This is a genomic window from Microbacterium sp. NPDC078814 (assembly GCF_040702645.1).
Taxonomy (GTDB): Bacteria; Actinomycetota; Actinomycetes; order Actinomycetales; family Microbacteriaceae; genus Microbacterium.
Genome location: NZ_JBFBLT010000005.1, coordinates 135,941 through 150,368, shown reverse-complemented (window position 1 = coordinate 150,368; position 14,428 = coordinate 135,941). Strand labels below are relative to the sequence as shown.

Below are 14,428 nucleotides of genomic sequence, written 5' to 3'. Positions count from 1 at the left end.
GCCCCATTCCGCGTGCGGGATCAGTTCTGCACCTCTCGGGCGCCTCGCGGGCACGCTTCTGATCCCGCCCGGTGTGACCTACTGCGTCCCGGGGCGAAAACGTGCCTCGAGGAGAGAGAGTGCGCCGGGAGGCGACCCTGGTGCCCCGCCCTGTGCCCCTGAGGACCGCTTCGCCCGCGGAATCAGTTCCGCCCCTCGCGCGCGCTCTGCGGGCACGTTTGTGATCCCGTCTTGCTCCGCCTCCACCCCCACCCCCACCCCGCTGCGGGATGCATTCCGCGCCTCGTCGACGGTTCGCTGGCACGTTTCTGATCCCGCACGGCGTGACGATCCGCGCGCCGGTTCGAGAACGCGCCGCGTGGGGAGGATGTGTGGTCGATTCTGATCCCGCTTCTGGTGGCGGCTGTGGGTCCGTCGCCGAGTCTGCTGTTCCTGCACGACCGAACCGTTCTCCGGCACCCCGGATCAGAAACGCTCCTCGCCTCCGTGCTGAATCAGAAGTGCTCCTCGCCTCCGCGCCGGATCAGAAGTGCTCCTCGGACCGCGGTGGGAGGTGCGTTCTTGATCCCGGGAGGGTGGGTGTGGTCGATCTCGGGAGCGGCAGCGGAGACCGTTCCCGCCGTCACTCGCTCCGGTGCGGGGTGAAAAGGGTGCGTTGAACGCGCCGCGGAGGGGTGTTTCTGATCCGGCCGGAGGGGTGCGCGCAGTGGCGGGATCAAGAACGGGCCCCTCGGGGAGGGGGCGGGGGCGGTATTGATCCCGGCACCGGTACCCGCACCGGCACCGGCACGGGCACCCGCGGGGGCGGGGGTGTGCGCGGGGGAGCAAGGTGCGTGCGCGCTGAGGCATCGGTCCGTGCGGCCGGGGGCGGAAACACGCTTGCGCTCTTTTTCCACGCATGTAGACTAACCAGCACGACACATCGAAGTGGCGTCGGTCCCGGTCTCCGGTCAGCGGCTCTTCGAACCTTCTTCACCACCCCCTGCACCCGAGAGAAGGAACCATGAAACGAATGCCCCTCGCGGTCGCCGCCGCCGTCGCCGCGACCCTCGCGCTCGCCGGCTGCAGCGGCGGCGGAACGCCCTCGCCGTCCGACGGCGGTGGCGCCGAAGGCCCCGACGCCCTCAACATCGGCAACTTCCTCGATGTCACGTCGTGGGATCCGTCCCTCGCCGACATCGGCTTCGACGGCCCCTACCTGTCCGCGGTGTACGACGCCCTGATCGCCCTCGACGCCGACGGCACCCCGATCCCGTCGCTCGCGACGAAGTGGACCGTGGCCGACGACGACCTCAGCATCGACCTCGACATCCGCACCGACGCCGTGTTCAGCGACGGCACCCCGGTCGACGCCGACGCCGTCGTCGCGAGCCTCGAGTACCTCAAGGCCGGCGCCCGGTCCGGTGAGGCCTACGTCAACGCGAAGGGCTTCGAGAAGGTCGACGACGACACCGTCCGCATCGCCCTCACGCAGCGCGACGACACGATCCTCTACCTGATGGGCCTCGGCCGCAGCTACGTCATGCCCCCGGCCTCCATCGAGGCGGGCACGCTCGGCAGCGACCCGGTCGGCTCCGGCCCCTATGTGCTCGACAGCGACACCAGCGTCGCGGGCGCCGAGTACCACTTCACCAAGACCGAGGACCACTGGGACGCGAAGACGTACCCGTTCGCCGAGCTCGCGATCTACCCGATCACCGACGCGACCGCCCGTCACAACGCGATGCTCAGCGGCCAGATCAACGTGCAGTACGGCGACGTGGCCAACCTCGACCAGGCCGAGCAGCAGGGCTGGAACACCGCCCAGCGGGTCTCCGGGTGGGCGGGCCTCGTCATCACCGACCACACCGGCGCGAAGAGCGAGCCCCTCGGCAAGCTCGAGGTGCGCCAGGCGCTGAACTACGCGTTCGACGGTGCGGCCGTCCTCGCGGCGGTCGGCAGCGGTGCGGGCGTGGCCACCAACCAGGTGTTCCCGGACGGCGGCGACATCAACGATCCCGAGCTCAACGACGCCTACGCGTTCAACATGGACAAGGCGAAGGAGCTTCTGGCCGACGCCGGCTACCCGGACGGCTTCGACATCTCGATGCCGATGTCCCCGATCTTCGAGATGTGGAAGCCGTCGGCCGAGCAGGCCCTCAACGAGCTCGGCATCACCGTCACCTGGGACAACATGCAGATGCCGGACTACCAGCTCAACGCACCGAACTACCCGATGTTCATCTCCTTCCTCGCGATGGACGGCAACGACGTGGCCACCGTCTCCCGGCAGCTGACGAGCGTGCAGTGGTTCAACCCGGAGCCCGACTACGCGAAGAACGAGGTCATCGCCCCGCTCGTCGAGAAGGTGCAGACGGAGCGCGGCGACGCGCAGACCGCCGCCATCAAGGAGCTCAACGAGGCCCTCGTCGACCAGGCCTGGTGGTCGGTCTGGTACCAGGCGAACAACATCTACTACACGGCGCCCGGCATCCAGCTGCAGCCCGTCGTGGGGATGATGTTCCCGACGCTGCGGTACATCACGCAGGGCTGAACGCCCGCCGGGGCGGTCGCCACGCGGCCGCCCCGGCACCCCTTCCCCTCCTCCTCACCCTCGAGAGGCCCCCATGCTCCTCTTCACGGCGAAGCGGGTGCTGTCCGGCATCCTCCTGCTCGTCGCGGTCTCGATCGGCACGTTCTTCCTCGCCCACCTCGCGATCAGCGATCCGACCGCGTCGCTCCTCGGGACCACGGCGAGTCCCGCGCAGCAGGAGGCGCTGGCAGCGAAGATCGGTCTCGACCGCCCCCTGATCGTGCAGTTCTGGGACTGGTTCTCCCACGCCGTGCTGCTCGACTTCGGCGTCTCGTGGCGCAACTTCCAGCCGGTCGGTGCGCAGCTCGCGGTCAAGGTCCCCGTCACGCTCTCCGTCGTGACCCTCGCGACCCTCATCACCGCGGTCATCGGCGTCGCCTTCGGCATGATCACCGGACTCCGCCCCGGCACCTGGTTCGACCGGATCATCAAGGGGATCTCCGTCGTCCTCTTCGCGCTCCCCGGATTCTGGGTGAGCCTGGTCCTGGTGATGTGGCTGGCCGTGCAGCTCCAGTGGTTCCCCGCCGTCGGCTACGTCCCGCCGACCCAGTCCGTCGAAGGGTGGCTGCGCTCGATCACGCTGCCGGCGATCTCCCTCGCCCTGGGCGGCATCGTCGCCGTGTCCGAGCAGCTGCGGAACGCCGTGATCGCCCAGAGCCGCCAGGACTGGGTGCGCACCCTCCGCAGCCGGGGCCTGTCCGCCGCCCGGGTGAACCTGCACATCCTCCGCAACGCCTCGCCCGCCGCGCTCACGGTGATCGCCCTGATGTTCGTGGGCCTGCTCTCCGGTGCCATCGTGGTGGAGCAGATCTTCAGCCTCCCCGGTCTGGGGCAGCTCACGAACCAGTCGTCGCAGAACGGCGACATCCCCATGCTGCTCGGGATCACGGTGGTCTCCATCGTCTTCGTCGTCCTCATCAACCTCCTGCTCGACCTCGTGCTCGGCTGGATCAACCCGAAGGTGCGCGTCGCATGACCACGACAGACATCCGCGTCGCCTTCGACCGGGCCGCCCAGAAGCGCCGGTCGAGCCTGTTCCGACGCTTCCTCCGCCACCCCGGCGGCTCCATCCCGCTCGCCATCTTCGTACTCATCGTGCTCGTCGGGGTGTTCGCGCCACTGCTGGCGCCGATGGACCCGAACCTCGTCGACCTCGCAGCCGCGAAGGCCCCGCCCTCCCCGGAGCACCTCCTCGGCGGCGACTCCACCGGCCGCGACATCCTCAGCCGCCTCATCTACGGGACGAGGACGACGCTGTGGGGTGCGCTCATCACGATCGTCACGGCGCTCGTCATCGGGGTTCCGTCGGGTGTCGCAGCCGGGTACTTCGGCGGTGTCTTCGACCGGGTCGCGACCTGGATCAGCGACGCCCTCCAATCGATCCCCGGGATGATCATCCTCCTCGTGGTCGCCGCCGGCAGCCGCAACAACTTCGAGCTGCTGATGGTCACCGTCGGCGTCTTCATGGTCCCGGGGTACTTCCGCATCGCGCGGTCGCAGACGCTCGCCGTCCGCGGCGAGGCGTACATCGACGCCGCCCGTGTGTCGGGCCTGTCGGACGCGCGCATCATCTTCCGCCACGTCATCACGGCCGTCTATCCGCCGGTCATCATCCAGACCGCGCTCACGGCGGGTATCGCCATGGGCATGCAGGCGGGGCTCCAGTTCCTCGGCATCGGCGACTCGAACGTGCCGAGCTGGGGCGCGATGATGCTCGAGGGCTTCCGGCTCATGCTCACCTACCCGCTCATGCTGCTGTGGCCCTCCGCTGCGCTCGGTCTCACGATCGCCGTCCTCGCGATCATGGGCTCCACGCTCGCCGAGCTCGTGCAGGTGCGCACGCCGCGCGCGGCCCGACGGCGGCGGCGCGGAGTGCTCGAGACCGCGGACGAGGTCGCCGCGGCTCCCGCCACGGGCAGTGTCCGCCACGAGGCTCCGGCATCGGCCCTCCGCGTCGAGAACCTGCACGTCGTCCACGCGACGCCGACGGGGGAGACCGAGGTCGTGCACGGCGTGACGCTCGACGTCGCGCCAGGGGAGGTCGTCGGGATCGTCGGCGAGTCCGGGTCGGGCAAGTCGCAGACCGTGTTCTCGGTGCTCGACCTGCTCCCCGCGACCGGCCGGGCGACCGCCGACGCGATCTGGGTCGGTGGAGCGGAGGTCACCCACGCGACGCCGAAGGAGCGCCAGGCCCTGCTCGGACGAACGATCGGCTACGTGCCGCAGGAGCCGATGAGCAATCTCGACCCCTCGTACACGATCGGGCATCAGCTCATCGAGCCGCTGCGCCGCACGCACGGGCTCGCGAAGGCCGCCGCCCGGCAGCGCGCGCGGGAGGTGCTCCTGCGGGTCGGGCTGTCCGACCCCGATCGCGTGATGCGCAGCTATCCGCATCAGGTGTCCGGCGGCATGGCCCAGCGCGTGCTCATCGCCGGCGCGATCGCCGGTCGGCCGTCGCTTCTCGTGGCGGACGAGCCCACCACCGCCCTCGACGTCACCGTGCAGGCCGAGGTCCTCGAACTGCTGCGGGAGCTGCAGGCCGAGTACGGCATGGCGCTGCTCATCGTGACGCACAACTTCGGCGTCGTCGCCGACATCTGCGACCGCGTGATCGTCATGCGCGGCGGCGACATCGTGGAGACGGGGCCTGTGGACGACCTCTTCGCCGCGCCCACCCAGGAGTACACGCGCGAGCTCATCGCCGCGTCGCTCGATGAAGCCGACGGTCGCGCCGCGCTCGACGGACGGCGGACGGAGGTCCCCGCGTGAACACCGCTCCGGTGAACCCCCTGCTGCAGGTGGACGACCTCGTGGTCGAGTACGGCCGGGGTCGGCATGCCTTCCGCGCGCTGCACGGCGTCTCCCTCGACATCGCCCCCGGTGAGTGCCTGGGCCTGGTCGGCGAGTCCGGATCCGGGAAGTCGACGCTCGGCAAGGCCATCCTCGGCCTCGCCCCGGTGACGGCGGGCCGCATCCGCTTCGACGGCCGGGACATCGGCCGGCTCGGCGGCCGGGCCCGACGGGCGCTCGCCGACGACGTGCAGGTCGTGTTCCAGGACCCGTACGGCTCCCTCAACCCGGCACTGACCATCGGCGACATCCTCGCCGAGCCGCTGCTGACGACGGGGATCGGGGCGAAGGCCGCCGAGAAGCGCGTGCGCGACATGCTCGACCGCGTGCGGCTGCCCTCCGCGAGCATGGACCGGTACCCGAGCGAGTTCTCCGGCGGGCAGCGGCAGCGCATCGCGATCGCCCGCGCCCTCGTCCGCGGTCCGCGGCTGATCGTGTGCGACGAGCCGGTCAGTGCGCTCGATCTCACCACGCAGGCCACCATCCTCGACCTCTTCATCGAACTGCAGCGCGACACCGGCGTGGCCTACCTGTTCGTCTCGCACGACCTCGGCGTCGTCCGGCGGGTCTGTCACCGGGTCGCCGTGATGTACCGGGGCGAGATCGTCGAGATCGGAGACGGGGAGCAGGTCACGCGCGCGCCGCGTCACCCGTACGCCGAGCGCCTGCGGCTGGCCTCGCCCGTCGCGGACCCGGTGGCTCAGCGGGAACGCCGGGCGCAATGGCTCGCTCTGCGGGAGGTGCCCGATGCGGCGGTACGGTAGCTCCAGGCCGGAACACGCCACACCCCGGACTCGGCCGGAAGGACGCCATGCCGAAGATCATCGACCACGACCAGCGGCGACGGGACATCGTCGAGGTGGCCAAGAGCATCATCCTGAAGGGTGGGTTCGAGGCGGCGACCATGCGCAGCATCGCCGCGGAGGCGGGCTTCGCGAACGGTGCGCTGAAGCACTACTTCCCCGGGAAGGAGAGCATCGTCGCGGCGACGTTCGAGACGATCCTGCAGCAGATGTCCGAGGGCGTGGAGGCCGCGGGGCAGGAGCCGGTGGCGGCGGACGACGCGCTGCGGGGCTTCCTGCAGGCCACCGTGCCGCGCGACCCGGAGCAGATCGCCGCGGGCCGGGTGCTCCTGGCGCTCTGGGAGTACGCGATGGCGAACGAGTCGCTGGCCGAGCTCTACCGCGGACACCTGGGCTCCTGGCGAGCCTCGCTCATCGCGCGCATGGAGGCGGCCCGCGACGAGGGGTCGATCCGCGATCAGGACTACGGCCCGCTGGCGGACGAGTACATCTCCGCGGCGGTCGGGGCGACGGTCATCAACCTCATGTACCCGGACGGCGACCGCATCGCCGACTACGAGAACTACATCGACCGGTTCCTCGCGCGGCTGCGCTGAGGGCGAGGGGCCGGTCCCGAGAGGACGGCCCGTCATGACCCTTCCCCCCGAACGACCCGTGGTGTTCCTGCACGGCCTCGCCTCGCGCGGCACGCAGGACTGGCCGGACAGCGAGTGGACGGCGGTGCTCGGCGACCGGCCGCGCCGGGTCCTCGATCTGCCGGCGCACGGCGACGCCCCCGGGCTCGGCGTCGTGCCGACCTCCGCGGTGCTCGACGCGCTCGCCGACGCGATCGGCCCGGACGAGGTCGACCTCGTCGGCTACTCGCTCGGCGCCCGGCTCGCGTGGGACCTCGCCCGGCACCCCGGTGTCGCGGTGCGGCGTCTCGTGCTCGGCGGCCTCAGCGCGGGGGAGCCCTTCGCGCTCGTCGACCTCTCCGCCGCGCGGGCCGCGCTCGCCGGCGGACAGGCTCCCGTCGACCCGCTGACCGGGATGATCGTGCACATGGTGAGCCTGCCCGGCAACCGCCCGGACGATCTGCTCGACCTCATCGAGGGGCTCGCGACCGAGCCGTTCGCGCCCGAGGCCGGAGCGCCGGCGGTGCCGGTGCTGCTCCTGGGCGGCGAGGACGATCCGATGGCCGCGGGCATCGACGAGCTCGCCGCGCGGCTGCCGGACGTTCGGGTGCGGCGCGTCCCCGGCGATCACCTCGTGGCGCTGCACACCGCCGCGTTCCGCGACGCCGTGCGCGGGTTCCTCGCGGACTGACCTCCGCGACCGACGCCCGCCTCTTCCTGCCCTTTATTTCCCACGTTCGTAGACATACCGAAAGGCATCCGCCATGACCGACACCCCCACTCCCGACGCCGCCCGCATCCTCGACATCGCCACCGGCTACATGGCCGCGAAGCAGCTCTTCCAGGCCAGCCGCATCGGCCTGTTCGCCGCCATCGCCGCCGGCGCGGACACGGCCGCGGCGATCGCCGAGCGCTGCGGGGTGAGCGAGCGGATCGCCCGGCTACTCGCCGACGCCCTCGCCGCGAAGGGTCTCCTCGTCCGGACGGAGGGGCGCTACGCCCTGGCTCCCGACGCGTCCGCCTACCTCACGGGGGACGACGCGGTCATCGACCTCGCACCGTTCCTCACGTTCCTCGACGAGATCAGCTACCCGCACTGGCTGCAGTTCGCGCACACGGTCGACACGACCGAGCCCGGCGACCTGCAGATGGACGACGCCCGGTGGGGCACGTTCATGGCCGGCGTCATGACGTACAACCGCCTGCACGCGCAGGAGTTCGGCCGGCTCGTCGACCTCGCCGGCGCGACGAAGGCCCTCGACTTCGGCGGTCTGTCCGTCGAGTTCGCCCTCGCCGTCATGGCGCGCAACCCCGAGCTGCACACGACGTTCGTCTACGCCCCGGGGTTCGAGGACGGCGTGGCCGAGGCGGTCGCGGCCGCGGGCGTCGCCGACCGGGCTGCCGTCGAGGTGGGGGAGACGGCGACCGCGACCCCCGAGGGCGCCTACGACGCGGTGTTCGCCAACCACGTGATCCACCGCTTCTCCGCGGAGGAGAACGCGCAGATCTTCCGCCGGCTCCGTGCTGCGGCGGTCGACGGGGCGACGCTCGCCGTGCTCGACTTCTTCCTCGACGACGATGACGAGCAGCGCGCGCTGGACGCCCTGCACGCGGGGGAGTACCTCGTGATCGACGGCACTGTCGTGTACCCCGAGTCGCAGGTCCGCGGCTGGCTGACGGACGCGGGATGGGCGGTGCGCGACACCGTCGCCCTGCCGGGGAGCCCGCGCGTGCTCCTGGCCACCGCGGTCTGACGACCGCGGTTCGAGACTGGTCCGAGGGGGATCAGAGGCGGGCGGCATGCGTGAACATGCCGCCCGCCGTTTTCGTGGGGCGGGTGGTCAGCCGCGCGCGAAAACCGTGCGGCCGTCGACGATCGTGCGCTCGACCTGGAGGGCGGCGAACGGGCGCCCCGGGCTGCACGGATCCTCGTCGAGCACCGTGATGTCGGCGACCTTGCCGGGCTCGAGGGTGCCCTTCCAGCTCGCGGCGCCGTCCTGGATCGCGGCGTCGGCCGTCATGGTGCGCAGCAGCCGGCGCCGCGTCGCGGCGTCGTCCGCGCGGCCGTCGGCGGCGAGGAGGGCAAGGGACGCATCGAGGCTGGGGCGCCAGTCCGGCGTGGCGATCGGGGCGTCGCTGGTCACGGTGGTCAGCGCCCCGGAGGAGAGCATCTCGGCCAGCGGCCACGCGGCGGCGACGCGGGCCTCGCCGAGCTGCACCGCCGCCCAGGAGTGCGTGTGCGCGGCGATGAGGGGCTGCACGGCGAAGCCGACGCCGAGGCGTTCCGCGCGACGGATCTGCGCAGGCGTGGCAAGGTCCCCGTGCACGATGTGGTGGGGCGCCGGCGGCGGGGGTGTCCGGCCGTGCCGTTCCAGTGCGGTGAGGAACTCCTCGATCGAGCGGTCACCGGTGGCGTGCACCGCGATCTGGAGGCCGCGACTCGCAGCCAGGGCGATCATCTGCTGGAAGGCGCTGAGTGGATCCGCATCGCCGCGCGTGAGGAGGTGTCCGGTCGTCCCGTCGGGGTAGGGGTCCGACGTCCAGGCGGTGGCCATCGGCGGGATGCCGTCGGCGAAGATCTTCACGCCGGGGATCGCGAGCCAGCGGGAATCGGTCGACGGGGGCGGCACCGGGAGTCCGGCGGCGAAGTCGTCCAGGGAGCTCTCGCCGTCGATCGTCCCGAACAGGCGGAGCAGTGTCACGCGCGAGGTCTGCGCGGCCTCTTGGTGCAGCTCCACGTACGCGTCGAGCATGTCGGTGCCGAAGCAGCCGGTCTCACCGTGGTCCTCTCCGGGGCCGATGCCCGGCTCCGTGTAGCTCGTGACGCCGAGCTCCGCGAGCAGTGCCCAGGCCCGGCGCAGGGCCGCACGTCGCTCATCGGCCGTGGCCACGAGGCGGCCGGTGGGCTGCTCCTCGGGCGGGGTGTCGGAGAAGAACAGGTGCGGCCAGCGCGCGCCCAGCCAGGCGGCGTGGAGGTGGGCGTCGTTGAGGCCGGGGATCGCGGTGCGACCGTCGAGCTGCACCACTTCGCGGGCCGAGAGGGCTTCGGCAGCGGCGTCGGTGGCGACGATCACCCCGTCCCGGACGGCGATCGCGGTGGCGACGGAATCGGTGGCGTCGACGGTGTGGATGCGGCCGCCGCGGACGAGGAGGTCGGCGTCGTCGCCGAGGAGTGCGCTGCTCATTATTCCACCAGTGTAGACGTAAAACTCTCGCGCACGGGAGGTCCCGCGCCGACCGATTCGGCGCGCGGTTCCACGGCTTGTACCCTGGAGGCATCCCCCGATCACCCCGGCAACCTCGTGCGCGCCGGCGACCTCGGCGCGCGCTCACACATGCAAGGACGCAGATGAACGATTCCGCGGCACACCGCGACGAATGGACGGCGAGCGAAGAGCTGGCGGAGCGGATGATCCCGCTCATCGGGGCTCTCAAGCGCGAGCGGGACGTGGTCACCTCGTTGCACGGCCACCGCCTGCTCGGCCTCTCGGCGACCGGCCTCGTCGAGGTGCACGAGCGCGTGGCCCAGCTCGGGCACGAGCGCCTCGAGGTCGAGGACAGCCTGGCCGTGCTCGAGGGCATCCACGCCCTGGCCCCCGGCGCCTCGTCGATAGACGTGGCCCGCCTCGTGGAAGGGTACGCGGAGAGCGGCCGCCCGCTCGAGGAGTATCTCGCCGAGACCCTGGCCCCGGCCGTCGGCGCGGTCCCGGCATCGCCGACCGACGTCGTGCTCTACGGCTTCGGGCGCATCGGCCGCCTGCTGGCCCGCATCCTCATCGCGCACACCGGCGGCGGGAGCGGGCTCCGGCTCCGCGCCATCGTCGTGCGCCGCGGCTCCGAGAACGACCTCGTCAAGCGCGCGTCGCTGCTGCTGCGCGACTCGGTGCACGGCCGCTTCGCGGGCTCGGTCACGGTGGACGAGGACGCCGAGCAGATCATCGCCAACGGCACGCGCATCCAGGTCATCTACTCCGACGACCCGGCCGCCGTGGACTACACCGCCTACGGCATCGACGACGCGATCGTCGTCGACAACACCGGCCGCTGGCGTGACGAGGCGGGGCTCTCCCAGCACCTCCGCGCGAAGGGCGTCGCCCGCGTGCTGCTGACCGCCCCCGCCAAGGGCCCGCTGAAGAACATCGTGCAGGGCATCAACGACGACACGATCACCGACGAGGACCGCATCGTCTCGGCGGCGTCGTGCACGACCAACGCCATCACCCCGGTGCTCGCCGCGATCGACGAGGCCTACGGCGTCGTGAAGGGCCACGTCGAGACCGTGCACTCGTTCACGAACGACCAGAACCTCATCGACAACTTCCACAAGGGCGACCGCCGCGGCCGCTCCGCCGTGCTGAACATGGTCATCACCGAGACCGGGGCGGCGAAGGCCGTGGCCAAGGCCCTCCCGCAATTGGAGGGCAAGCTCACGGGCAGCGCGATCCGCGTCCCCACGCCGGACGTCTCGCTCGCGGTGCTGCACCTCACGCTGGAGCGCCCCGCCACCAAGGACCAGGTCAACGACTACCTGCGCCGGGTCTCGCTGCACTCGAAGCTCCGGCAGCAGATCGACTACGTGGAGAGCCCCGAGGTGGTCTCCACGGACTTCGTCGGCTCGCACCGCGCGGGCATCGTCGACGGCCTGGCCACGATCGCCGCCGAGGACACCCTCATCCTCTACGTCTGGTACGACAACGAGTTCGGCTACTCCTGCCAGGTGATCCGGGTGCTGGAGACCATGGCGGGTTCGCACCCCGTCGTCCTCCCCGCCCGCCGCGAAGTCACCCTCTGACCGTCGACCCACCCCCTTCCGCTCGACCCGGCCCCCTGCGCGCGCACGCAACGGGCCGGGGCACGCGAAAGGGGGTGGGTCGCGGCATGATGAGGGGCATGAAGACCTCACGATGGCGGGAGGAGCGGCTGCGGTGGCAGGGGCTGACCGCGCCGGCGGCGGACGTGACCGGGGCGGCGGCGCGGCTGCTCGCGGTGCAGAGCCAGGACTTCACGGCCGGACGGTGGGCGCTGGCCGTGCGGACGAAAGGCGGCGTACGGCTTCGTGACGTCGACGCCGCGTTCGACCGTGGGGACCTCGTCCGGGCCTGGACCATGCGGGGGACGCTGCACACGATCCCCGCACGCGACCTCGGCTGGGTGCTGGAGGTCACGGCCGCACGACAGCAGCAGCAGGCGGCCTCCCGACAGCGGCAGCTCGGCATCGACGACGCCATGATCGACACGGTCGTCCGGGAGCTCACGCCGCGGCTCCGTGACGGCGGCCTCAACCGGAGCGAGATCTTCCCGGTGCTCGAGGGCATCGGCATCGACCCCTCAGGGCAGCGCGGCATCCACCTGCTGTTCGCGCTGACGGTCGCCGGCGTGCTCGTGCAGGGGCCGGTCGTGCCGCGGGAGGGCATCACGCGGGAGCAGCGGTTCGTGCTCGCGGCGGACCACATCCGCGATCACGCCCGCCCGGAGGACCCGCTGGCCGAGCTGTTCGTCCGCTACGTCGAGGGACACGGGCCCGCCGGGGTCGCGGACTTCGCGTGGTGGTCGGGGCTGACGCTCGGGGGGTCCCGGGAGGCGGCGGAGCGTGCGGCGACCCGGGTGACCGAGGTCGAGGACGGGGTCTTCGTCGGGAGCACCCCACCCCGGCGCGCGGCGAGCCGTCCGTCCGTGTTCGCCCTCGGAGCCTTCGACGAGTACTACATCTCCTACGCCGACCGCACCGTCGTCTGCGCTCCGGAACACCTCGCCGCCGTCGGCCCGGGGAAGAACGGGATGATCCGGGCGACCGTGGTGGAGCACGGCCGCGTGATCGGCTGCTGGACCCACGCCGCCGCCGCCCACACCACCCCTCCGGAGCTCTTCGAGCCCCCCGAGGACCCCGCCGCCGTCACCGCCGCCCTCGCCCGTTTCGCCGCGTTCCTCGCCTGACTCCTCGTCGACCCACCCCCTTCCGCGCCTCCCGGCCCCTTACGCCCGCGCGTAACGGGCCGGGGTGGACGCAAGGGGGTGGGTCGACAGTGTCACTCACTCGCGTGGCGACCGAGGAAGTTGTAGACCTCGTTGTCGTCCACGCCGGGGAACATGCCGCGGGGGAGCGGCGAGAACATGTGGGTGTGCACGCGGGCGCTCGGCCATGCCCGGCCCTTCCAGCGCTCCGTGAGCTCGGGCGACGGGCGGCGACAGCACGCCTCGTCGGGGCAGGTCGACACGGCCCTGTCGTTCGTCTCGCGTCCCCGCCACCAGCGGGCGTCGTCGAACGGCACGCCGACCGTGACGGAGAACTCGCCCTCGCTCGACGAGCCGGTCTGCGTGGAGCACCAGAACGTGCCGGACGGGGTGTCCGTGTACTGGTGGTGCTCGACGGTGCGGTTCTGCTCCGTGAAGGCGGAGCGGGCCTGGAACTTCCGGCACACCCGCTGTCCCTCCACCGCTCCCGTCACGTCCATCGGCAGCGGCAGGTCGTCGTTCTCGTAGACGCGCGTGATGGCCCCGGTCGAGTCGACGCGCAGGAAGTGCAGCGACATGCCGAGGTGCTGCGTGAGCAGGTTCGTCATGCGCATGCCGGCGGCCTCGTGCGTCACGCCGAAACCGTCGCGGAAGTCCTCCACCGCGAGGTTGCGGTCCTTCTTCGCCTGCTGCAGGAAGGCCACCGCGGCGGTCTCCGGCATCAGGCAGCACGCGGCGAAGTAGTTGATCTCCAGGCGCTGCTGCAGGAAGTCGGCGTAGTCGGTCGGCGGCGTGTGCCCGAGCAGGCGGTGCGCCATGGCCTGCAGCGCCATGGACCGCAGGCCGTGTCCGCCGGGGATGGACGCCGGGGGCAGGTAGATGCGGCCGTTCTCGAGGTCGGTGACCGAGCGCGTCGAGTGCGGCAGATCGTTGACGTAGATGAGCTCGAAGCCGAGCTTCTCAGCCATGATGCTCACGGTGCGGTGGGTCAGGGCGCCCTGCGAATGGCCGGCCGCCTTGAGCTGCTTCTCCGCGAGCTTCTCGATGTCCGGCAGGTAGTTGTTCTGCGCGCGCATCCGCAGGCGCAGCTCCGTGTTGGCGCGACGGGCCTCCTCCGGGGTCGCGATGGCCTCGCGCTCGCGGCGCTGCAGCTCGCGGTGCAGCCCGAGGATGGACTCGATGGTCTCATCGCTCATGCCCTTCGTGACGCGGACGGGCGAGACCCCGAGCTGACGGAACACCGGACTCTCCTGCGCCCGCTCCAGCTCGATCTCCAGGGCCGCGCGGCGGTTCGGCGGCTCGCCGGAGATGAGATCGGTCACCTCCGTGCCGGTGGCCTGCGCGATCGCCTGGAGGAGCGACAGCTTGGGCTCGCGCTTGCCGTTCTCGATAAGGCTGAGCTGGGAGCCGGCGACCCCGACGAGGGCTCCGAGCTCGTCGAGCGTGTAGCCCTTCTCCAGGCGGCGGTGCCGGATGCGGTGGCCGAGGGTCGTGAGGTGGATGCCGGAGGACGCCATAGTTTGAGTCTAGCGAAAGAAGTGTGATTCTTATCGTTCGATTTGGCCGAAAGTCCGCGCCGAGGGCGAAGAAGATGGAAGCAACGCCCCACACTTCGAAGGAGCAGTCATGGCCATGGC

Annotated in this window: 11 protein-coding genes; 9 read left to right on the top strand and 2 right to left on the bottom strand. The window is 71.2% G+C overall.

All coding sequences use genetic code 11. The features are described 5' to 3' along the window. The first annotated feature begins 1,003 nt into the window (after window positions 1–1,003). From AB0300_RS11510 to AB0300_RS11480, 7 genes are all read left to right on the top strand, one after another. Window positions 1,004–2,533: an ABC transporter substrate-binding protein gene (locus AB0300_RS11510; RefSeq protein WP_315107658.1), complete on the top strand. Its 1,530-nt coding sequence runs from the start codon at window positions 1,004–1,006 to the stop codon at window positions 2,531–2,533. Between the two features lie 73 nt (window positions 2,534–2,606). Next, entirely contained in the window at window positions 2,607–3,548 is a 942-nt protein-coding gene (locus tag AB0300_RS11505; protein WP_025103884.1) for an ABC transporter permease, read from the top strand. Next, a complete protein-coding gene (locus AB0300_RS11500) occupies window positions 3,545–5,341 on the top strand; it encodes a dipeptide/oligopeptide/nickel ABC transporter permease/ATP-binding protein (RefSeq protein ID WP_025103885.1) in 1,797 nt (598 codons plus the stop codon). Before AB0300_RS11505 ends, AB0300_RS11500 begins: the two co-directional genes overlap by 4 nt. Next, window positions 5,338–6,186 (top strand): ATP-binding cassette domain-containing protein, encoded by an 849-nt coding sequence (locus tag AB0300_RS11495; RefSeq protein ID WP_029989391.1) that lies wholly within the window; start codon window positions 5,338–5,340, stop codon window positions 6,184–6,186. Before AB0300_RS11500 ends, AB0300_RS11495 begins: the two co-directional genes overlap by 4 nt. A 47-nt stretch (window positions 6,187–6,233) precedes the next feature. Beyond that, a complete protein-coding gene (locus AB0300_RS11490; RefSeq protein WP_025103887.1) occupies window positions 6,234–6,821 on the top strand; it encodes a TetR/AcrR family transcriptional regulator in 588 nt (195 codons plus the stop codon). Between the two features lie 34 nt (window positions 6,822–6,855). After that, window positions 6,856–7,530, top strand: a complete 675-nt coding sequence (locus AB0300_RS11485; RefSeq protein WP_366216042.1) for an alpha/beta fold hydrolase — start codon at window positions 6,856–6,858, stop codon at window positions 7,528–7,530. A gap of 73 nt (window positions 7,531–7,603) precedes the next feature. Next, window positions 7,604–8,593, top strand: a complete 990-nt coding sequence (locus AB0300_RS11480; protein ID WP_366216041.1) for a methyltransferase dimerization domain-containing protein — start codon at window positions 7,604–7,606, stop codon at window positions 8,591–8,593. 87 nt (window positions 8,594–8,680) lie between these two features. Here the strand turns inward: AB0300_RS11480 and AB0300_RS11475 are convergent, their stop codons facing one another. Next, the gene (locus tag AB0300_RS11475; RefSeq protein WP_366216040.1) at window positions 8,681–10,024 is read right to left on the bottom strand and encodes an amidohydrolase family protein; all 1,344 of its coding nucleotides are present in this window, start codon (window positions 10,022–10,024) and stop codon (window positions 8,681–8,683) included. 164 nt (window positions 10,025–10,188) lie between these two features. Here AB0300_RS11475 and AB0300_RS11470 point away from each other — a divergent pair, with 164 nt between their 5' ends. Both AB0300_RS11470 and AB0300_RS11465 read left to right on the top strand, forming a co-directional pair. After that, the gene (locus AB0300_RS11470; RefSeq protein ID WP_366216039.1) at window positions 10,189–11,631 is read left to right on the top strand and encodes a glyceraldehyde-3-phosphate dehydrogenase; all 1,443 of its coding nucleotides are present in this window, start codon (window positions 10,189–10,191) and stop codon (window positions 11,629–11,631) included. A 98-nt stretch (window positions 11,632–11,729) separates the two neighbouring features. Then, window positions 11,730–12,773 (top strand): winged helix DNA-binding domain-containing protein, encoded by a 1,044-nt coding sequence (locus tag AB0300_RS11465; protein ID WP_366216038.1) that lies wholly within the window; start codon window positions 11,730–11,732, stop codon window positions 12,771–12,773. A gap of 92 nt (window positions 12,774–12,865) precedes the next feature. Here the strand turns inward: AB0300_RS11465 and AB0300_RS11460 are convergent, their stop codons facing one another. Then, window positions 12,866–14,308 carry an XRE family transcriptional regulator gene (locus AB0300_RS11460; protein WP_025103893.1) on the bottom strand — a complete coding sequence of 481 codons (1,443 nt, stop codon included), beginning with the start codon at window positions 14,306–14,308 and terminating at the stop codon, window positions 12,866–12,868. Window positions 14,309–14,428: the final 120 nt, after the last annotated feature.

Excerpts from the sequence above, each read along its gene's own strand:
- AB0300_RS11505 (WP_025103884.1), top strand. The coding sequence starts at position 2,607 with ATGCTCCTCTTCACGGCGAAGCGGGTGCTGTCCGGCATCCTCCTGCTC.
- AB0300_RS11485 (WP_366216042.1), top strand. The coding sequence starts at position 6,856 with ATGACCCTTCCCCCCGAACGACCCGTGGTGTTCCTGCACGGCCTCGCC.
- AB0300_RS11460 (WP_025103893.1), bottom strand. The coding sequence starts at position 14,308 with ATGGCGTCCTCCGGCATCCACCTCACGACCCTCGGCCACCGCATCCGG.
- AB0300_RS11475 (WP_366216040.1), bottom strand. The coding sequence starts at position 10,024 with ATGAGCAGCGCACTCCTCGGCGACGACGCCGACCTCCTCGTCCGCGGC.
- AB0300_RS11470 (WP_366216039.1), top strand. The coding sequence starts at position 10,189 with ATGAACGATTCCGCGGCACACCGCGACGAATGGACGGCGAGCGAAGAG.
- AB0300_RS11480 (WP_366216041.1), top strand. The coding sequence starts at position 7,604 with ATGACCGACACCCCCACTCCCGACGCCGCCCGCATCCTCGACATCGCC.
- AB0300_RS11490 (WP_025103887.1), top strand. The coding sequence starts at position 6,234 with ATGCCGAAGATCATCGACCACGACCAGCGGCGACGGGACATCGTCGAG.
- AB0300_RS11500 (WP_025103885.1), top strand. The coding sequence starts at position 3,545 with ATGACCACGACAGACATCCGCGTCGCCTTCGACCGGGCCGCCCAGAAG.
- AB0300_RS11465 (WP_366216038.1), top strand. The coding sequence starts at position 11,730 with ATGAAGACCTCACGATGGCGGGAGGAGCGGCTGCGGTGGCAGGGGCTG.
- AB0300_RS11510 (WP_315107658.1), top strand. The coding sequence starts at position 1,004 with ATGAAACGAATGCCCCTCGCGGTCGCCGCCGCCGTCGCCGCGACCCTC.